The sequence below is a fragment of the Paenibacillus germinis genome, from assembly GCF_013141785.1.
In the GTDB taxonomy this organism is placed as follows: domain Bacteria; phylum Bacillota; class Bacilli; order Paenibacillales; family NBRC-103111; genus Paenibacillus_E; species Paenibacillus_E phytorum.
This window is the reverse complement of record NZ_WHOC01000105.1, coordinates 40,113-60,029: the sequence shown is the minus strand read 5'-3', so window position 1 is coordinate 60,029 and position 19,917 is coordinate 40,113. Positions and strand designations below refer to the sequence as shown.

Here is a 19,917-nt window from a genome sequence, read left to right as displayed (position 1 = left end):
GGGAAGTCTAGCTTGACTCCATATTTTGCAAGTAATTGAACCATAGACTCACCAACCTTGGGATAAACAAGGTCGCTCAAGCACGTAATGAATAAGGATACTTTCATAAGGCCGCTTACTCCCTTTCTTAACCGTACATTTTACATACTTCTTTATGTAAATACCTTCCTCAGCAGGATGGAAATAATACCGTTGACTGACGGGACGCTGTTGGTGCATCTAGTAATGCCGCTGCTACATCCACGATCCCATATTCCGTTTTTACACGTTTACTACGCATTTTTCCCAAAAACAACTCCACCGTCAATATATAAAGGAGAGCCCATCATAAATTTCGATTCATCCGAAGCTAGGAACAGAGCCGCTAATGCTACATCCTCCGGCTTCCCCAAATCCCCGCTAAGCTGACGTTTTTTAAGCGATTCGATGGCTGCTGCAGGATCATCATAAGAGTTTTTCAAATAATCTTCGACAAATGGCGTGAAAATTGTGCCAGGAAGCAATGCGTTAACACGAATATTAAACGAAGCATAATCGACTTGCATCGATTTGGTTAATGCCAAAATCGCCCCTTTGGTAGCCGAATAAGAAGCACTTTATCGGTTTACTATATTAAACCAGGTTTTATATAGTAATCTTATCACCTCCACTTATTTTTGACAACAATGTAATCTTAGTTTTCGAAAGTAAAGCAGGCGCCTAACTAGGTTAGACGCCTTTCTTTCTTAACCACCCAATGATGCTTAGGCATAGAACAACTAATAACTAATGTCGGTTGTGGTGCAAATAATGAAGTCATGGGATGGAGCAGCTTATTTTGGAAACGAAAATGGATTTATTTAAATGGAAGCAATATGAATCGGCGATCATTTTACTAACGGTGAGATTTGAAATATAGTTTAAGCTATCGAGATTTAGTCGAAATGATGAGCGAGCGAGGATTAAAGATTTCCCATACGACGATCATGAGATGGGTCCATGAATATGGACCCGAAATCGACAAACGAATCCGTCCCTTTTTGAAACCTACAAGCGATTCTTGGAGGACTGACGAAACCTGAGCAAGATCACCGGTTCATAAAGAAAATCACAAAACCAAATCTCGGTTTCAATCGTTCCTTACAGCGGATCAGACGTTAAAGGGAACTGAGGCTTTACATATGATAAGGAAAGGGCAGGCCGATGATAATTCGACTGTCCTCACTGCTGTTGAATGGCTAAATAAGATATTTGGTTTAGTGGCATAGACAAAGTTAGTTTATCGGGTAACTGCGAACTTTTTTAAATCCTTGCACCAGAACCCGTTCCGCCAATATGGCATCAAGTGTTTCATAAGTTTGCGGTAGGAGGTCCTTCATAAAATACGAAGTTTTGGGTAACCTCACTGGTTATTAATTGATTTGCGAAACGTATCGTAGTGGTTCCATTGATTCAAGATACGCAGCTCACGAGTCCGTGCTTTTTCTTTCACATCAACCTTTCTCATGTCTGCCATCCTTTCTTAATCTCAAATTTTTTTTTGGAAACGAGCAAAAAACTCAAGTCGTTAATTTTGCGTATACAATAAAAAACACCATCATCTCTCCGATGATTGCATAATTAGGTACATGAAAAACCAAGTCCAACGCCATAAAACATCCAATTATCCCTAATAATATCACCAAATGATAGTTCTTAAGGCGTAGGTGTTTGTGTCTGTATCGGTGAAAAACCAGTGATGTAGAGAAAAAATATAGCAGTACGGATCCAAAAATAAAACCCAACATGAATAGATAATCGAGTTGTTCCTTAAATAACAATTGGATCAAAGCAGCTATCGAACTCATGGATAAATAAATGAATAGATGGCCATAAATAATCGTTTGACCGGTAGTTTGTATTTCTTTGCTCACTTTCCGTTCAATGTGATCAAAATATTGCCACCACAAAGCAATAACTAATATACATGTAAATGAGGCAAACAAAATGGATGGCAATGTCCAATCACTTGACTGCAAAACAGCAAGTATACTGATCACTGATTCACCAAGAAGAATAAGTGTAAACAATGCAAAGCGTTCCATTAAGTGATGGGTATGTATGGGTGTTTTTATCAGGTACCGTCGGCCGATTAACGGCAGCAAAATATCTACAGCAATTCCCGCATATAGAATCGCGTATCGGATCCATGAATCAAAGAATAGCGAGCAGGAAGATATCAATATTCCGATCCAAAAGCGAGTCCCCAAGTATTTAGCGGTCTTTTGTAGATGTGTGCCTGTTGCTTTGTGTACCGTAAGATATTGAATAGCTGTCAGTGCTCTCGAACCAATATATCCTACAAAGAAGGGAAAATAGAAGTAATCAAAATTAACAGATAGGCTTGCAGTCATAATTAAAACAAAAAATAGCTGTAGAAACATGAATATCCTATGAGTAACGATATCTTGGCCAAAACGATTATTAAAGAGAGTCTGTCCTACCCACGCCCACCAGATTGGAATGAAGATTAAAACAAATTTGGTTAAGTATTCAATGGAAATAGTCCCATGATCGGCATGCAGCAAGACGTGGTTCGCTTTTGATACTGCTGCTACAAAAAGTAGATCGTAAAAAAGCTCCAACCAGGTTACTTTTTTCTCAACCATCATTTCACCTCCCTTTATTTGACTTCAGGTTCACTAAATAATAAGAGAAAGGACTATCATCAATGTTCGATAGCCCCACTTGTATAAAAAATTATATTTTCAATTTATTAGCAATTTCACTTATTTACTAGATAAGCCGCAACTTCAGCTAACCGTGAAGCGTAACCCCATTCATTATCGTACCATGTCGCGACAGATAGAAGTTCTCCCTGTATTTGAGTCAATGGAAGGTCAATGATAGAGGAATGGGAATCGCCTACGATACGAGAAGAGGCCCATTCGCCTTCTAAAATATCCAAAACTCCCTTCAGCTGACCATCTGTAGCGGCACTACGGAAAATATCGTTTACCTGTTGTGCCGTACACGGCTTTTCCGTAACAAGGTTTAATTCAGCAATACTTCCGGTACGAGTTGGAATTCGGTATGCCTTACCTGTAATCTGTAAATCGTTCCATATGAATTTAAGGGCTCTTGCAGCTCCAGATGAAGAAGGGATGATATTTTCCGCAGCGGCCCACGAATCCCTTCGATCCTTCATAGGCTGATCCGTAAGCGATTGCGTGTTTGTATAGGAATGGACGGTCGAGAATAGACCCACGCAAATAGAACGTGTATCTCTTAGAAAAGAAATACACGTCCTTCGTAGAAGCGGCACAGACTGTAGGATTCACTCCCTGTTCTTTTAGGCTTTGCTTAATTGTCTATACACGGCGGGCTTGTCGGACACACGTTTTTCAAACTCTTTGAGGAAATGATGATAGTTAGCGTATCCGATCTGCTCCGCGATCACGCGAATCGTTTCATCCGATTCATACAACTTTCGCTTCGCCTCATGAATGCGCAGGTCATGAATATACTCAATTATGCCTACGCCGCACCTCTTCATGAACGCTTGGCCTAAGTAAACCGGGTTCATAAAGAACCGTTCTCCGATATCTCTAATCGTTAGCGTTTCCCGATAATGTTCTTGGATATAACGCTCAATAACCCGAAGGGGATGGCCCGAGAATTTGTCTTTATGCTGCTTCAACTGGCTCAAATACTGCTGTATATATACCTGCAGGGATTCCTCCACTTCTTTTAAGGAACGATGCTCCCTTCTCAAAAAATCGCGAACACGAGGCAGTGCCTCTGAATCGATGCCCATTTCCCGCATGACGGCAGCGCTCTTCAGAACAATGCGGATGACCAACAAATGAACGACTTCCCGAGCCGTTTTGTTAGCAGACAGCATCAAAAACATTTGTTTAATCAGCTCCCCAACCCGTTTCTCCTGAAGCGCCTCGATCGCAATGTGAATGTCGTCTACGATAGGAACCGCATTGAGATCATAGCTAATTTGCTTGTGATGAATCGTTTCGTAATCGAGTGGACCCCCTGATACATGAAAGAAATGATGCACGGATGCCTCTAGAGCACCTGTATACGAATCTGCAATATGACGGAGGGAGTCCACCCGTGGTCCTATCGAAAGACAGCATTCGATACCCCGCTGACGAAGATCTTCATATACATGTTGAGCCCACTCCTTGATATCAGGGATTGACGGCATGACAAGCCCCTCCTGATTCCCAAACAAATCGATAGGATGAGCTTGTTGCGAAAGGAAGTAACGCGCATCCAGTTCCTGTTCTGTGCCAACAAGCCATTCGAAATGGATATACCTCCAGCCCTGATCTCCTAGTTTCAAAGGATCCAAAATCTCTCCTACGTTCTCGTCCGTTGCCGAAATTTCTCCCCGAAGTATCTGAGCAAGCATAGTCGGTACAAGACGATTAGCAACAAGATCATTTCGTACCTTTTGCTGCTCTCGGTGCTGCAGCTCCTGAATTACAAGTTGAATGATAGCATCCCATTCCCTATCTAAAGCCGGCTTAAGCAAATAATGCTTAACCCCGTACCTCAGGGCAGATCGAGCGTATTCGAAATCGTTGTACCCGCTTACAATAATGAATACCGGATCACTGCCTGCTTTTTGCACTCTTTCAATCAATTCTAAACCGTCAATCACCGGCATCCGAATATCTGTTACCACGAGATCGGGCTTGCAGGCTTCAATCCAGGCCAATGCTTCTTCGCCATTCTCGCACATTCCCACAATTTCAAAGCCAAGATCTTCCCACTCCATCATGAGCCTTATCCCTTCCAAGGCAAAAGGCTCGTCATCAGCAAAAATAACTTTATACATGTCCAATAGCCTCCTCCTGGTTCTTGATGAGACTCAAAGGGATTTGAATCGTAACGCTTGTCTTTTCGAAGGGGATACTTTCAATATGGAAGAGAGAACGTTCTGCGTAAAACAGATTTAAGCGGCGGTACACGTTGCGAAGTCCGATGTTCTTGCCGTTGTCTTCTCCCTTAAATAGACTCTGAACAATCTCATCCAGCTTCGCACTGTTCATACCTATTCCGTTATCTTCGACCTTCATGAGCAAGTTCATTCCTGCTCTCTCTACAGATATTCGAATCCTGCGATTCCCTTTAACCGATTGAAGACCATGTTTGCAAGAGTTCTCTACGAGCGATTGAATACTCATCTTTGGGATCCGATACGCGAGAACAGATTCGTCAACGGACAATTCATAGTGAAACCGATCTTGGAATCGGAATTTTTCGATCTGGAGGTACATTTCGATAAAGCTTAACTCTTCTTCTACGGTTACCAAGTCCTCTTTCCAGCTTAGCAGCCTTCTCAGAATTTGGGACAAGTTTTGTATGATTTCCGTCACATGCTCATAGCGATATTTCTTACAGACTACGAGAATCGCGTTTAACGTATTGAACAGGAAATGAGGATCTACCTGACTTTGCAAATATTTCAGCTCTGCCTGCACGCGTTCGAGCTCCAAATCTTTTTTTTGAATTTCGAGTTTGTATACGTCATTGATTAAATTGCGTATTTTCCCTGTCATCAGATTAAAGCTGCGAAGAAGATTGCCGATCTCATCTTTCCCTTCATACATCGTGATGGGTTCAAACCTCTCGTTTTTCACCAATTGCATATGTTTGGAGAGCTTTCTTACCCGGAAATTAAAGGAATGCATAATGACATAAATCAATATCGTCGGAATAATCGTAGAGATGAGTGTCAGCCATATAAAAAAGTGGATAACCCCTTTCCTCTCCTCCGCGATTCGACTTCCCTCCGGAATCCCGATCAGCCGCCAGTTAAGCACGTAACTGGCGGTACTGAGAGGACTGACGAAGCTATTCCCAGGTAAGCCTGCCAGCTGATTATCGCCAGATACAGGCAGGATCTGCAACAGAGGGTCAACACCTTTAAACGTACCTGCTGATTCCAGAACAAGCTGATTTTCCTCATCCACAAGCTTGATTTGCAAGTAATTGTGTTCTTTATCAAACAGCTCCAGCAGCTTATCCATCCGAATATCGATGCGCAGATATTTGGAGAATGCCATAAGGTCATGGAAATTGTCCAGCTTCCGACAAATGCTGACATATACCAATTTCTCCTCGGGATTCATGGGATTCGTATCCAAATAAGCGGTCACTGTCACCTTATCTTTCTTTTCGTTCATCTTCTGGTACCATTTACTCTGCAGATCACTGGGCTTAAGCATAAAGTAACTTCCACCATTGGATAGCGTTGGGTTAGAGGTATACACGCCAATCCAAGATATGTATGGGTAAATATTCGGATACTGACCCAATTTATCTCGGAGGTAACGATCGTATTCTTCGTAATAGGCGACATTATCAGAGTACGTATATTCAAGCATTTCATTAAAGACACGGTCAGCGGCAACGGCGTTGCCAATCACGACACCTTCGTTCACCATTTGCATGATTTCATTTCCGACCCGATCCAGAGAAATTCGCAAGTTGTCCATCTCTCTACGTTCCGTGTTTTTGCTATCCTGCATGTAAAATAAACCGTTTATACACAAAATGGGAAGCAGCACACACATCAAGTAAATGATCAGAAACTTGAATTTCAGCGGAATATCATTAACTATACTTAACAGCTTCCATCTCCGGCTCATATGCGATCTCCTTGTCAGTTGTAGGTCATCCCTTTTTGTAGGCAGAGGGTAACAGGCCGGTAAGTGCCTTGAACTTGGTTACGAACTGTTCAGAATCTGAGTAGCCGACACGATTAGCGACATCGGATATTTTTAGTTCTTCACGACGAAGTAATTTTTTGGCCTCGTCAATTCGTACGACATGTAAATATTCATTGAAGGTGAGGCCAACTTGTTTCTTGAACCTTTGGCCAAAGTAGGCCGGATTCAGCCGAAAATGCTCTGCGACATGCTGGAGTTGCAGCTTTTCACTGTAATGCGATTTGACGTAGTCTTCCGCTGCGGATATGACCGCATCTTGCCCTATGCCTTTCTTCTGGCCAATCCACTCTGCAGCTTGCAGGAATTCCTGCATGACCTTGCGTTCCAAGAGGCCAAGATCTGTTGGCACGTATGATGCAAACCAATTCGGCGCCAACACATGCTCACCTCCGGATTGGGTAACAACCTTAAGAATTTCAAGCTTAATGTTGCCTAAATAAGCGCTCACCCAAGATCCGGAGACGGACTGCCTCGAAAGAGCAATGAATAAGTGGTGCACGTGGGCTCGCACCGTTTCTGGACACCCACTCCCGACGGCAGCTAGGATGGATTCCGTCATTCCAGCAAAGGCAGGCAGCGTCTCTGCTGACCACTCTCCTTGATAGATGTAAATCCCTTCAGTTCCAGAAGGGAACTTGCACATTTCGGCCAAAAGTCCCTCACGGAATGCTTCTTTTAACGCATGTGGTCCCTTGTGTTCGCCGCTTACCGAAAACGAGAGCGCTTTGCCCCAGTTATTTCGTACACTGGCAATTAGATCTGTAATCATTGCGGGAGAAAGATCGCGCTCCTCTGGCCCCGAGACCAGCAAGAATCCATGTCGTTCTTTGCCTACTCCAAATGGAAGTAAATTCGCTTGAGGAAGCTTGATCCTATCCACAATAACCTGTATCAGGTCCGATTGGACATGAGCCTGAACGTCAGGTTCAAGTAAGATGCAGCGAAAGCTTGAACATTCATGAAGATCTAACAAGGCATTCGCTTGCTCAATCCATTTCTGCCTGATTTCTCCCTGCAATAACCTTGAAATCGTTTCCAATCGTAAGCAACCCAAGGCAGCGCTTTCGTACTGACTGTGAGCTTCACGCTCCTGGATCGTGTTCGCCACCGCTTCCACCGCAGCTATAAGCTCCGCTTCAATTAAAGGCTTCATCAAATAATTGGCCACACCATGTCGCATAGCTCTTTTGGCATATTCGAAATCCGCGTATCCGCTCAAAATAATAAATTTCATTTCAGGATACAGGCAGGAAGCTTGTTCAATCAATTCCAAACCATCTATGACAGGCATTCGAACATCCGTCAGCACCAAATGAGGCAGGGTCGACGCCATCATGGCTAATGCGTCTTCGCCATCCGACGCTTCCCCGCATATTTCAAAACCTAGCTTATTCCAATCCATCATTGACCGTAATCCCTCTAGCATGTAGGGCTCGTCATCGGCAAACATGACCCTTAACATGGGAAACACCTCATTTCAGGGAATAGATATGTCTATTATAAAGGAAGATCGACCTAAATAAAGCAAAAACCGTCCCAGCTCCGAGCTGAAACGGGAAATGATTATCATCATGGTTTATTATTTCTTACTCTTTGACGCTTCCAAGGTTCATGCCGACGATAAAATATTTTTGCAGGAAAGGATACACGAATAGAATCGGAACCGCCGCCACAATCGTGATCGCCGAACGTATGGAAGAAGGCGTAACCATGGCCTTCGTTTGATTTGTGTTTGCCCCTGCCATCAGACCGGGATCGTTGTTGCTGCTCATCGTTGATCCAAGCAGCTTCATCATTTCGTACTGAAGTGTACTCAGCTTCAAATCAGACGAAGCATACAGGAACGTATCGAACCAGGAATTCCAAGAGCCAACTGCAATAAACAAGGCGATGGTCGCTAGTACAGGCGTACACAGCGGGAATATGATGCGTATAAATATGGTGAAATCACCGGCTCCGTCCATTTTCGCAGACTCAACCAAGCCTGATGGAAGCGTTCGAATATACGTCCGAATGACAATGAGATTAAACGCATTCACCATTCCTGGGAGCACATACACCCAGAAGTTATTCAGAAGTCCCAGGCTTTTGATCAGAAAGTAGTTAGGAATAAGTCCTGCATTAAAATACATCGTCAACACAAAAATTAAACCGATGATTTTACGAAAAATATAGTGGGGCTGTGCTAGTGTATACGCTAACATGGTGGTAAGGAATACACCTATCACCGTCATGGTAATCGTACGAGCGACTGAAATCCACGCCGCATGGTAAATCGTACCGGAAAGGAAAATCGCCTTGTAATTTTGCAATGACCATGAACGAGGCCATATATAGATGCCTCCCCGAAGCGCATCATTGCCCTCATTGAATGAAATCGTTAGTGTATGAAGGAACGGATATAATGTTACTATAACAAGAACGAGCATGAAGATGCCGTTAATCGTATGGAACAGAATCGGCTCCATCCGAATTCTGCGCGCAGTCGTTGTTCCCATCGTCATCTCTCCTTTATATCAACCGCTCTTCACCAAGGCGCTTGGCGGTAGAATTTGCAATTAGAATAAGGATTATGCTTACAACTGTTTTGAAAATACCTGCCGCAGTGGCCAGCGAATAGTTGCCTTGAGCAATCCCGTACTTTAGAACGAAAATATCAATCGTTTGCGACCAGTCGACGACCAATCCATTGCCGAGCAGGTACTGAATTTCAAAGCCTGCATCCAGAATATGTCCGATGTTCATGATTAATAGAATGATAAATGTCGACTTGATCCCAGGCAGTGTGACGTAAAGGATCTTCTGGTAACGGTTCGCACCGTCGATCCCAGCGGACTCATACAGCGACGGATCAATCGAGGTGATAGCTGCAAGGTAAATGATGGTATTCCATCCCACCTCTTTCCACACATTAGACAAGCCCACAATCCCCCAAAAATATTTACCCTGACTAAGCCACATCACAGGTTCATTAATGAGGTGCAGCTTCATCAACAACTGATTAATGATACCATCGTCGACGGATAGCGAAGTCGATACAATACCCGCAGCAATGATCCATGACAGAAAATGAGGCAGATAAGAAATCGTTTGGATGGACCGTTTCCAGAAACGAACTTTAATTTCATTCAGTAATAGAGCTAAAATAATGGCTGTTGCAAAGCTAAGAACCAAATTGATCATACTCATAGCAAGCGTGTTGCGAAGCACGGTCAAGAACGTATCATCTTGAAAGAGAAATTTAAACTGCTTCAACCCCACCCACTGCTGTTTGGAAAATTTCAAAGCCGGACGATAATTCTGGAACGCCATCAACCAGCCCCAAATCGGTACATAATTGAAAATCAGAATATAAATCACGATGGGAAACGACATCAGCATTAACTGCTTCTGATTTTTGAGCGTCTTCCAACTTAAACCGACGCCGATTTCCGGATCAATTTTTTGCTTTTTCGTTGGTCTTTTGGTCAGTATGGTCTCGGCCATCGACATTCCCTCCTAGGAAGTAAAGCGGAGAAGACCCTGAGTCTCCCCCACTCTACTACATGTTCTATTTTCTTATTTGCTGCTCCAATTCTGAATACGCCAGTTAATTTGTTCATTGATACGATCTTCGTAGGCTTTGAAATTGCTTTTGGAAATCTGATCCACATATTCCTTCCATACACCTTCAAAATCATCCGGTTTGGCCATAATAGCTTTCGGCAAATATTTTATGGCAAGGTCGTTCAGCTTCGTATTGGCCACTTTGGCTGGTGAACCATCCACCAGATCAATGCTCCATGCTGGGTAGTATATGAAATTTTCCACAGGTGATTTGAAGAACTCTGCCCATGTCTTATGGTTGTATGCCTTCAGCACTTCCTGATCCTGCGGCTTCAAGCTGTCGAAGAATTCCTGTGGCTGTGATCCCGGATCTGTTGCATTTCCGTCACTATACGACCCTTGCATCTTAGGCAGGCCACCCAAGAACGCTTCCGCTTTATTCGCTAGCTTCCATGTATTATCGTCTGCTTTCGCGCGCTGTTCAGGCGTACGGTAGAACTTGCCATCCTTCACCTCATAATCCTCGCCTTGAATACCCCATTGGAGTGTCTTCTGCCAATCTTCGGTCATTAGTGTGTCAAGGAATTTGATGATTTGAACCGGATCCTTGGCTTTCGTCGAAATCCCGAATCCGCGGTTGATGTTCAAAACTGGACGGTCACGGTAGTGCTCTGTGGCGCCTGGATATAAGAGCGGGAACCCTACGTATGTGCTGCCGAATTTACCTTGTGATCTCAAAGAATTTTCTCCATCATTAAAGTTCCATTGCTGGTCGAACATCCCAATGACGCGGCCACTGGCAATTTTAGCTAAATACTGATCGTAGTTCTGTACCAGTGCTTCCCTATCCATCAAGCCTTGCGCATTGATCTCATTCAGCTTCTTGTAATAGGTCTTGGCAATATCCTTGTCCGCAAAAATTTGCGCTTTCCCGTTATCGACGATAACACCACCGTCATTTGGGTAACCAGCTAAATGCTCTGGCGGATTAAGCAGCGGGAAGTTTCTCCAGTCGAAGCTCAACGTCTCGAATCCGATCATATCCGGATGTTTCGCTTTGTATTTCGCAATGATATCGAAATAATCGTCCAACGTTTTAGGAGTTGGATAACCCATTTCCTTCAGGACATCCTTTTGCAGGTAAAAGCCTGGTCCTCCATACGCAGTATCGTTAACTTGACCACTGAACACGCCGTAAGCCGGCAGAGCATAAAGGTGACCGCTTGCAGGATCCTTGGCCTGATTCCACACGGAGGCATAGTGCTTCTTCAAATTCGGTGCGTACTTCTCAATCAGGTCCTCGAGGGGAATAAAAGCACCGGCCGCAATTAGTTTATCATCCCCGGACATAATATCCGCATAATCACCGCCGGCAATCATAACGCCCATCTTCTGCTGCAGGTCACCGACCAGAAACTCCATTTTTAGGCTAACGCCAGTTTTATCTTTAATCATCTTGTAGATCTTGTTGTCAGGAGTCGGCTGTTGACCAGGGCCACCAATGAACACAGATAATGTAACTGGCTTGATCGCGTCGTTTTTCGTTGCTGCCGGACTTGTCTGACTACCGCTAGGTGAAGCGGAGCTATTCGCAGCATCACCATCCTTCGAGTTGCTGCAGGCTGATAGTGTCAGTCCTAGTGCCAGAACGGGTACCAATGCTGCTAAAGCGTGCCGTTTTACTTGTTTAACCATTTTCTAGTCCTCCCTTATTGTCTCCATGAAGATGCATGATCCTTTAGGCCAAACACTTATTTACTTACACTATTTATTATACCTCTCAAGAATACGCTTACAATTCACAGAATATAGGTCTTACCCCTACGAATTACAGTCATGTAAATCTAATGTTCGACTAAATAAGTCAACCCATCTACTGGCTGTTTACTTCAAGTAAGGTTGTCCTTCTGCACCTAAACAAGGATCCGCATCCACACATTTTGAGCCTATTTAAATCATTCGTCAAGAAAGACAATGATTAAGCATTTCCCTTAGACTGACCCCAATAAAAGAAACAGCGACAGCCATGGACGAGAAAATAAAGTCCTAGACTATCGCTGTTTGAAGAGTGGAGGGCAGGCCCCCCTGTCCCCCCTCATCAAACCGTACGAACGGTTTTCCCGCATACGGCTTTCCGATGTTCTTCTTGTGAAAAATAGCTACCCCAACCCAGTAAGTAATGGTAGAAATTTTAAGCTGCTACAGCATTTGGTTAAACGATAATACCGAAATCTCAATTCGCGGGCTTGGATTCGGCCTTAGCAAGTACATGAACTGCAGTCCCTGCCTCCGCCTCAAACGAATAGGTTGATGCGTCGAGTTGCGTTGTCTCGTAAATCTCCCCTTCAATCCATAATTGGATGGGCAGATTGCAACGAAAACGATATACCCCTTTATAATCTGGCTTCAGTAAAGCATGCTGTAATTGACCGTCCTTCCATGCCATATCTACCGTTACCGCACCCCGGGCGCGAAGCCCCGTTACTTCACCATTGGACCATGCATTAGGGAGAGCTGGTAACAAATGAATGGCGTCAGCATGGCTTTGCAACAGCATTTCCGCGATACCCGCAGTCCCGCCAAAATTGCCGTCTATTTGAAACGGCGGATGGTTATCGAGAAGGTTGGGCAATGTGGAGTGCGTCAAAAGGGCAGTTACATTTTCGTATGCTTCTTCCGCATCTCCCAGCCGAGCCCAAAAATTCACAATCCAGGCGCGACTCCAGCCTGTATGTCCGCCTCCGTTTGTAAGTCGCCTCTCAAGTGTCCGGCGTGCAGCAGTACTTAGGCTTGGTGTCTTCTCTGGAGTGATCTGTGTTCCCGGGTGCAAAGCGAACAAGTGTGAGATATGACGATGTCCTGGCTCCACTTCCTCATAATCTTCAATCCACTCCTGTATTTGTCCATGACGCCCAATCTGGGGCTGTGGCAGCTTATCCATTGTAAGTTTAAGCGTTGTCAAGAAGTCCATATCCGTCTCTAACTGTTCACCTGCCGCTAGACATGCGAGAAACAATTCGCGAGCAATCTGGCTATCCATGGATGGCCCATAGCAAAGCACGCCCGTTTCCCCATTCGGCAATCTATATGTGTTTTCAGGTGAGACAGAGGGGCAAGTGACAAGCACTCCACCAGGAAGTTCGACCATATAACCAACAAGAAAAGCAGCCGCTTCTTTCATCATCGGGTAAGCACGTTTCAGAAATGCCTCATTCCGCTCGAATTGATAATGTTCCCAAAGATGCAGACATAACCATGCAAGACCAAGGGGCCAATATGTCGAGGGTAAATAAAGATCCTGCGGTGCGGTATCCGCCCAAATATCAGTATTATGATGGGCAGCACTGCCATCGCACCCATACATGACTTGAGCGGTTCGGCGACCGTTTGGAATCATCCGTTCGATCAATTCAAAGAGAGGCTCATGGCATTCGGGTAAATTGCAGATCTCAGCCGGCCAATAGTTCATTTGCGTATTAATGTTAATGGTAAATTTGCTGTCCCAGGCCGGCAACATATCCTTATTCCAGATCCCTTGCAAATTCGCAGGTAAAGATCCTGGTCTGCTTGAAGCAATAAGCAGATAACGGCCATACTGAAAATATAAAGCTAGAAGTCCGGGGTCTTCAGCTCCAGCTTTCATCTGTTCCAATCGTTTCGAGGTGTCTTGTTCCACAGCTTTGAATGCAGCATCAAGCCTTAACGACGTCCGCTCAAACAGTTTACAATAATCTTCAATGTGGGCCGTTAATAAATCGATATACGTCTGTGAAGCAGCACGCTTGGCATTTGCAAACGCTGAGGATTCAGGATCGGACTCTCGAAAATCCGTGGCGGTGGAAATGACCAATGTAACGGCATCGGCATTGGTCACGACCAAGTGCTCCCCAATCGTACGCATTTGGCCTCCCTCTGGTTTGCACATCAACACACCGCAATAGTTAACACCTCCGCCACTATTGCCGCTCATCATGATCGAATTACCTTCTTCTGTACGGATATGGTCTACGTATCGGAACCTTTCCCTTCCCATTCTTGCCGTAAAGGAAATTTGACCCGGCGTATCAGCCGTCAATCGAATCACAATCGCGCCGTCCGGATAGCTCGCAAAGATCTTGCGACGATAATGAACCTTACCCGCCTTAAAGGAAATACTGACCACTGCTTCTGATAAATCGAGCTCCCGTTCATAATCGATGACTTGGTTATCGTCTAATGTTTGGAAATGAAGAAACAGATCGCCGAGCGGCACATAATGACGCTGGGTTTCAGGGATCGCAGTTAAGGCAAGCGAAGCGAGGTACTCGGCTTCTTTGAGCTTTCCTTCAAAAATGAGGCGGCGAATTTCCGGAAGATATACCAAAGCATCCGGGTTATGCCGATCCCTCGGCCCTCCATACCATAAGGAATCTTCATTAAGCTGCAATCGTTCGGAGCATGGCCCTCCGAAAATCATAGCTCCCAGCCGTCCGTTGCCAATCGGAAATGCTTCGTCCCAATGCTTGGCTGGGGAGCGAAAAAATAGTCTTTCTTTGTACTCTAAACGTGCTTCACTCATAATGATTACCTCCTTCACTTTACAATCGCATTCTATTTTTAATCAGCAGGCTTATTCGAACCAATCAAATGCCGCAGGTACGATATGTTGCGGAGGCTTCGATTCGAAGCCGCACACATGCAGAGGTCCTAGCGATGGAGGAAGTTTCATCATGAATGGATCCCACTTGCTTGCGAAGAAATAATTCATTTCGGCCCTAACGTTTCAGCAAGCTATCAATTTTTTCAAAACAATGACCTATTCTCATTGATTATTGATCTATTCTCATATAGCTCGGTGAATCACGATGATGGCATCTATGAACAGTGGAGAAAAGAACAAATATCCATATACAAGCAACCACAAGCTATAGCATCGAAGCACGTTATGGTCAAAAAACGGTCGGACCCTATTACGTGTTTTGTACTCCATGTTTCTGCAGCCGCCCAGCTGCGATTTCGCCAGGTCTTTAATCGACACCCAGTTGTCTTGCATATCTCGCGTTGACCGGCACATGTGGGCACCCGATTCGCGGATCCATTGGTATACGTTGTCGGCTCCCCAATTGCAGGCGGAGAACAGGATGTCCCGCCCGCAGTTTTTAAGAGCCAAGGCCAAAATTTTTTTCGTTAATAAGGAGCGATCGTCCGAATCGTACCATCTTCGTTATAGTATAACTCCGTATATTTGACGCAACGCTTGTGGTTAACGCCTTCGGACAAAGAACTGTCGTGGTAAAATAAGTACCATTTGTCTTCGAACTGGACAATGGAGTGATGAGTTGTCCAGCCGATAACCGGAGTTAAGATCGTGCCCTTGAAGGTATACGGTCCCAACGGATTCCGGCTGACGGCGTATACTAATTTATGGGTGGTGCCCGTGGAGTAGGACAAGTAGTACCAGCCGTTATATTTGTGCACCCACGGTCCTTCAAAATAGCGCCTAGCCTCGTCTCCAGAGAGAATCGGGCCGCCGTTTTCGTCAACAATCGAAATTTCTAATGGAGCGGTTTGAAATGACAGCATGTCCTCGCTCAGCAGAGCGACCCGAGGGCCTATCGCAGGCGCCTCCGCCGCCGGCCCCACCGCTTCCGGCTCGAAAGTACTGGTCTGCCATTTTTCCAATTGGCCGCCCCAAAGACCGCCGAAATAAATATAAGCCCGATTGTCGTCATCAACAAACACGGCTGGGTCGATACTGAAGCTTTCCTCGATATAAGACGGATGAGGAAGAAAAGGACCGGCCGGCGATGAGCTGGTCGCCACACCGATTCGAAAAATCCCATCATGATCCCGGGCAGGAAAGTACAAGAAATAGGTGCCGGCCTTAAAAGCAGCATCAGGAGCCCATAGTTGTTTGGAAGCCCAGGGAATATCTTTTAGATGAAGGACCTGGCCATGGTCGATAACGGGGGAATCGAAGCCATCCATGGATAGAACATGATAATCTTCCATTGCATATTGATCCCCATTGTCATTATCAGTGCCGTCATGATCGAGATCATGTGACGGGTAGATGAAAATTTTCCCCTCAAATACGTGCGCCGAAGGATCGGCGGTAAAGATATGGGTGACAAGCGGGTGATGAGGTTTCGGTAGATTGTGCATACTTGCGCTCCTCTATTTTATTTATTATGGTTGTTCATTTACTTTTTGGTTGGTTAACATGCGGCTGATGCATGCGACATGGATCCTCACAACTTCTTTTTCGTGCCCACCCATTTTTGCTTCTCCTTATAGATTTGATTTTCTCTTACACCTTTATTATGAGACCTTGTATGCGATTACAAAATAAATAGATTAAAGATCTATCCCCCCATAAATAAAGAAAGATACGGGATAACGTCTCACGAGACGCTTGACTGATCACCTTGCCTAATACCGTTTCCCAGCAAGCCATGCTCAAAGACTGGTCAGATGCGATGTCGCGGAATACCTGAATTGCTGGAAGCAACGATGCAATTATTCCCGTTGGATCCTTATGTGAAAAAGCCTGTGGTCCTTATGCAAGTCGTGCCTGGAGATCCAGTAGAGACGCCAATCTGGGATACCTACAGGACAATTCTGAAGATGGCGACCCTATCTCCGACGGCAAGCCCTTCAACGTAATTGCCGATATGTTCAATTACACCTGACAGTTCATGCCCCAAGATTCGCGGATAATGGAAGGGGAAGGATAGGTATGATTTCGAAGCGAACCATCGACCCATCGAGATCTGAAGGCAAGCTTATTGCAGCACAAAACCCCACTCTACATACTAAATAAGAATGGGGTTTTATCTAGTCTAAATGCTTACAAAGGTTTTATGAAAAAAGCATACTGGAAAACATTTGGAGTAATTTGATACTCCGGATGAATGGTAGTACTCCAACCATTATCTCCACCGAGTCCGGTATGTGCATGATCAATCGATGGTTATCATATTACCCTTTATTCAACATGCGGGCTAAATTTCGACATATAAAGAAGGGGCAAAATCTTTGATCTGTTTTAATAGTTGCACCAAAATCCGACTTCCTGTCAATCTTGCTTATAACCGCCGGGAAAGCGGAGGGCTGTTCTCGAACTGGATAACCTGATCTAGCCCCAGCTTACTCCATCCTGTAAATCTGTATTTCAGAGAAAAGAGGCGTATACCTGTTTAGTATGCGCCTCCGATTCTACCTTGAACTATACGGCATATAGGGTTAACTCACCGTTCTCGCCGATGTATTCAATCATTGTCTTGCAAGTCTGCAGATCTATAAAGAGCCGGCACTCCTTATCGTCCTTGCGCCAAGCCAACCGAACTTCGTCTTGCGCCGAAGGAATAACAACAAACTCACCGCCAAAAGCATCATATTCATTTCTGAATCGAATGAGCGTAATCAATCTTTGGACAACTTCCTTCTCCAGCGACTGTTCAATTTCATCAAGGCTGAAGTTATGCCGGTTGATTTCTCTTCCTTCACCGGTCCTCATTACGCTCTCAAGATCGTTTTCTCCCGCCAGCAGTCCGACATAGTAGACTTGAGGGATTCCCGGCACAAAGAATTGGATAGCTCTTGCCGCTAAATAGGCATCGTCGTCACATCCGAGAACGGAGTAAAAAGAACATCTGATTTGATGAACATCGAAACCATCTTCTGCCTTATGCTGATCGGATACAATAAGACTAAGATTTGATCCTCTTTCCAAGCATAGATCCACCAATTTTCTTGCTTCTTTCGTATTAATCAAATCGTCCATGTCCGGTTTTACAGGTATACCATCGTGACAGTCAAGCATAGTAAACTGTTTATCAGGACGAGTCTTCAAATACTGATAGAGACGCTCGTTAGATTTATGTACCAAAGTATCGAGTACCGTATATGGCAGTATAAAATCGTAAATCCAGTAGCCATGTTCAGCAAGCTTGTACTGAATGGTGTAATGAGCGTGAACCTCAGGTAGTAATTCGATGTCCAGCGCTTTCGCAACTGCCATCATCCAATCAAGAAATTCGTAGATGTCTGGCTCAACAAAAAAGCAGCTTGTTCCCAGCTTTTTTATCATGTATCCGACTGCATCCAAGCGAACGATTTTGACATTCTGCTGCTTGAAATTATTGAAAATATCGACCAGCAACTGCTTTACACCATATGACCGGATATCTAGATCAATCTGTTCGGATGGATCCTGCTTGCCGAATGTCGTCCACACCTTCTCTTCCTCACCGGTTTCTTCAATGGTAAAAGTAGAATAAGGAACCGGTCTGCGCAGAAACATATTGTCAATATCTTCTTGAACAGGTTTGCCATCCTCCCATATTTTATCCAAGGTTAGAAAGAAGTCGGCATATTCCGATTGACGCCCCTTTCTGAGGAAATCCTGGAAATATTCGGACTGCCTTGAAATATGGTTAACCATCACATCGACCAATATATCGAACCGTTCTCCAATGGCTCTAATATCGTCCCATGTGCCGAAGCTCGGCTCAATTTCCAGGTAAGTGAGCGGAGCAAAGCCTCTGTCTCCGGAAGATGGGAAAGGAGGCAATATATGAACGCCGCCCTTAAACACATCGGAAAAATGTTGAAAGAGCACCTGTTTCAATGCCTTCAAATCACCTCCCAAGGAATCGGGATACGTGATCAGCTGCACTTGATTTTTTACTGGCATAAAATAATCCCCTATAGTCCGTATTTTTCTTTGATAAACTCCAGATGCGGTAAATCCACTATGGCTCCAGTGTACTTCAATTTATAGGCACTGACGGCAAATCCCAGGGAAAGAGCTTCTTTCAACAGATAACCTTTGACGAGCGCCGCATAAAATCCTGACCAAAATGCATCTCCGGCTCCCGTAGTATCAACAACCTGAGTAGCTAGAGAGTTGAATGCAAGCGTCTCTTTTCCATTTGAAACGAGGGCGCCATCCTTCCCTAATGTCAAAATAACCAGCTTTGCACCCAGTTCTAAGAAATAATCGAGATAACGCTCAGGTTCGGCTTTCCCAAGCAATCTCTCCGCATCATCCTCTGAAGGCTTGACAATATCAACTTTACCGAAGATAGATTTTACATAGTCAATCCCATTCTCGCCCTTTTGCCATATCATCGGATGATAGTTAGGGTCGAAACCGATCAAGCCTCCGTGCTTTCTAACCGTATCTATCACACTTTCGATCGTATCGCGGGACGGAACCCTCGAAATAGGCCAACAGGAGAAATGGACGATTTTGGAATTAATTATGGCTTCCTCCAGCCCGGATGTATAAGCTAATTGATAATCCGCCCCCCGATAAAATATCGGAATCGGCGTAGCTACACTCTTGGTGACGACAACCATGCTCGTTGAATCATCGACACACTGAATGAGATCCGTAGCGATACCCGCTTGCTGCAGTTGATCGACGAGAAATCTGCCCAACCCGTCATCTCCGACTGCAGAAGCTACAAGAGGGGTGATCCCTAATTTTTTTACATTTAATGCAATATTGGAAGGAGAACCCCCAAATAACTTTTGGTACGTATCACATGTATCGCTATCGTCATATTCCGTTGTCATCATATCGATAAGAAGCTCGCCAACAGTCAAAACATCGTGCTTCTTATCGCTTAACGGTATGCTAGCCTCGAATTCAAACACGTTTGCCATCTCC

15 protein-coding genes and 3 pseudogenes are annotated in these 19,917 nt (G+C 44.6%); 2 read left to right on the top strand and 16 right to left on the bottom strand.

Features of this window, described 5'->3' with window-relative positions; all coding sequences use genetic code 11:
- Together GC102_RS39575 and GC102_RS21445 are read right to left on the bottom strand one after the other, a co-directional pair.
- Positions 1-107, bottom strand: a pseudogene (locus tag GC102_RS39575) (Fe-S oxidoreductase); the annotation flags it as partial.
- A 165-nt stretch (positions 108-272) separates the two neighbouring features.
- Positions 273-593: pseudogene (locus GC102_RS21445) on the bottom strand (SDR family oxidoreductase); the annotation flags it as partial.
- 209 nt (positions 594-802) lie between these two features.
- On the opposite strand from GC102_RS21445, the pseudogene GC102_RS39570 reads away from it, so the two are divergent.
- A pseudogene (locus GC102_RS39570) lies at positions 803-1,058 on the top strand (IS6 family transposase); the annotation flags it as partial.
- Positions 1,059-1,538: 480 nt separating this feature from the next.
- On the opposite strand, the gene GC102_RS21435 reads toward GC102_RS39570, so the two are convergent.
- The 10 genes from GC102_RS21435 to GC102_RS21390 all read right to left on the bottom strand — a co-directional run bounded on the left by GC102_RS21435 (position 1,539) and on the right by GC102_RS21390 (position 16,403).
- Positions 1,539-2,627 carry a low temperature requirement protein A gene (locus GC102_RS21435; RefSeq protein ID WP_171691301.1) on the bottom strand — a complete coding sequence of 363 codons (1,089 nt, stop codon included), beginning with the start codon at positions 2,625-2,627 and terminating at the stop codon, positions 1,539-1,541.
- Positions 2,628-2,743: 116 nt separating this feature from the next.
- The gene (locus GC102_RS21430) at positions 2,744-3,283 is read right to left on the bottom strand and encodes a hypothetical protein (RefSeq protein ID WP_312883344.1); all 540 of its coding nucleotides are present in this window, start codon (positions 3,281-3,283) and stop codon (positions 2,744-2,746) included.
- A 27-nt stretch (positions 3,284-3,310) separates the two neighbouring features.
- Positions 3,311-4,816 (bottom strand): response regulator transcription factor, encoded by a 1,506-nt coding sequence (locus GC102_RS21425; RefSeq protein ID WP_171691297.1) that lies wholly within the window; start codon positions 4,814-4,816, stop codon positions 3,311-3,313.
- The gene (locus GC102_RS21420; RefSeq protein WP_171691296.1) at positions 4,809-6,632 is read right to left on the bottom strand and encodes a sensor histidine kinase; all 1,824 of its coding nucleotides are present in this window, start codon (positions 6,630-6,632) and stop codon (positions 4,809-4,811) included. The genes GC102_RS21425 and GC102_RS21420 overlap by 8 nt, the downstream gene beginning before the upstream one ends.
- Before the next feature lie 25 nt (positions 6,633-6,657).
- Positions 6,658-8,175, bottom strand: a complete 1,518-nt coding sequence (locus GC102_RS21415; protein WP_171691295.1) for a response regulator transcription factor — start codon at positions 8,173-8,175, stop codon at positions 6,658-6,660.
- A 124-nt stretch (positions 8,176-8,299) separates the two neighbouring features.
- Positions 8,300-9,211, bottom strand: a complete 912-nt coding sequence (locus GC102_RS21410) for a carbohydrate ABC transporter permease (protein ID WP_171691294.1) — start codon at positions 9,209-9,211, stop codon at positions 8,300-8,302.
- Between the two features lie 13 nt (positions 9,212-9,224).
- Positions 9,225-10,199, bottom strand: coding sequence for an ABC transporter permease (locus tag GC102_RS21405; RefSeq protein WP_171691293.1), 975 nt, complete (start codon positions 10,197-10,199; stop codon positions 9,225-9,227).
- Between the two features lie 72 nt (positions 10,200-10,271).
- On the bottom strand, positions 10,272-11,954 hold the full coding sequence (locus GC102_RS21400) for an ABC transporter substrate-binding protein (RefSeq protein WP_171691292.1): 1,683 nt from the start codon (positions 11,952-11,954) through the stop codon (positions 10,272-10,274).
- Between the two features lie 538 nt (positions 11,955-12,492).
- Positions 12,493-14,817, bottom strand: coding sequence for a glycoside hydrolase family 95 protein (locus GC102_RS21395; RefSeq protein WP_171691291.1), 2,325 nt, complete (start codon positions 14,815-14,817; stop codon positions 12,493-12,495).
- 608 nt (positions 14,818-15,425) lie between these two features.
- Complete coding sequence (locus tag GC102_RS21390; RefSeq protein WP_171691290.1) at positions 15,426-16,403, bottom strand: glycoside hydrolase family 43 protein; 978 nt, start codon at positions 16,401-16,403, stop codon at positions 15,426-15,428.
- A gap of 348 nt (positions 16,404-16,751) precedes the next feature.
- Here GC102_RS21390 and GC102_RS40655 point away from each other — a divergent pair, with 348 nt between their 5' ends.
- Complete coding sequence (locus GC102_RS40655) at positions 16,752-16,904, top strand: RbsD/FucU family protein (RefSeq protein ID WP_171691262.1); 153 nt, start codon at positions 16,752-16,754, stop codon at positions 16,902-16,904.
- Here GC102_RS40655 and GC102_RS21380 read toward each other — a convergent pair.
- The 4 genes from GC102_RS21380 to GC102_RS21365 all read right to left on the bottom strand — a co-directional run bounded on the left by GC102_RS21380 (position 16,847) and on the right by GC102_RS21365 (position 19,904).
- A complete protein-coding gene (locus GC102_RS21380; RefSeq protein ID WP_171691289.1) occupies positions 16,847-17,005 on the bottom strand; it encodes an alcohol dehydrogenase catalytic domain-containing protein in 159 nt (52 codons plus the stop codon). The two genes, GC102_RS40655 and GC102_RS21380, sit on opposite strands and share 58 nt — an antisense overlap.
- 83 nt (positions 17,006-17,088) lie before the next feature.
- Positions 17,089-17,205, bottom strand: a complete 117-nt coding sequence (locus GC102_RS40650; protein ID WP_171691300.1) for a beta-galactosidase small subunit-related protein — start codon at positions 17,203-17,205, stop codon at positions 17,089-17,091.
- 261 nt (positions 17,206-17,466) lie between these two features.
- Positions 17,467-18,936, bottom strand: a complete 1,470-nt coding sequence (gene gtfA / locus GC102_RS21370) for a sucrose phosphorylase (protein WP_171691288.1) — start codon at positions 18,934-18,936, stop codon at positions 17,467-17,469.
- Between the two features lie 11 nt (positions 18,937-18,947).
- On the bottom strand, positions 18,948-19,904 hold the full coding sequence (locus tag GC102_RS21365; protein ID WP_376769399.1) for a carbohydrate kinase family protein: 957 nt from the start codon (positions 19,902-19,904) through the stop codon (positions 18,948-18,950).
- Positions 19,905-19,917 lie beyond the last annotated feature (13 nt).

What these genes read in the sequence shown, in the direction of transcription:
- GC102_RS21380 (WP_171691289.1), bottom strand. Translation starts at nt 17,005, where the DNA reads ATGGGTCGATGGTTCGCTTCGAAATCATACCTATCCTTCCCCTTCCAT.
- GC102_RS40655 (WP_171691262.1), top strand. Translation starts at nt 16,752, where the DNA reads ATGCAATTATTCCCGTTGGATCCTTATGTGAAAAAGCCTGTGGTCCTT.
- GC102_RS21395 (WP_171691291.1), bottom strand. Translation starts at nt 14,817, where the DNA reads ATGAGTGAAGCACGTTTAGAGTACAAAGAAAGACTATTTTTTCGCTCC.
- GC102_RS21425 (WP_171691297.1), bottom strand. Translation starts at nt 4,816, where the DNA reads ATGTATAAAGTTATTTTTGCTGATGACGAGCCTTTTGCCTTGGAAGGG.
- GC102_RS21420 (WP_171691296.1), bottom strand. Translation starts at nt 6,632, where the DNA reads ATGAGCCGGAGATGGAAGCTGTTAAGTATAGTTAATGATATTCCGCTG.
- GC102_RS21415 (WP_171691295.1), bottom strand. Translation starts at nt 8,175, where the DNA reads ATGTTAAGGGTCATGTTTGCCGATGACGAGCCCTACATGCTAGAGGGA.
- GC102_RS21410 (WP_171691294.1), bottom strand. Translation starts at nt 9,211, where the DNA reads ATGGGAACAACGACTGCGCGCAGAATTCGGATGGAGCCGATTCTGTTC.
- gtfA (WP_171691288.1), bottom strand. Translation starts at nt 18,936, where the DNA reads ATGCCAGTAAAAAATCAAGTGCAGCTGATCACGTATCCCGATTCCTTG.
- GC102_RS21435 (WP_171691301.1), bottom strand. Translation starts at nt 2,627, where the DNA reads ATGGTTGAGAAAAAAGTAACCTGGTTGGAGCTTTTTTACGATCTACTT.
- GC102_RS21390 (WP_171691290.1), bottom strand. Translation starts at nt 16,403, where the DNA reads ATGCACAATCTACCGAAACCTCATCACCCGCTTGTCACCCATATCTTT.
- GC102_RS21400 (WP_171691292.1), bottom strand. Translation starts at nt 11,954, where the DNA reads ATGGTTAAACAAGTAAAACGGCACGCTTTAGCAGCATTGGTACCCGTT.
- GC102_RS21405 (WP_171691293.1), bottom strand. Translation starts at nt 10,199, where the DNA reads ATGGCCGAGACCATACTGACCAAAAGACCAACGAAAAAGCAAAAAATT.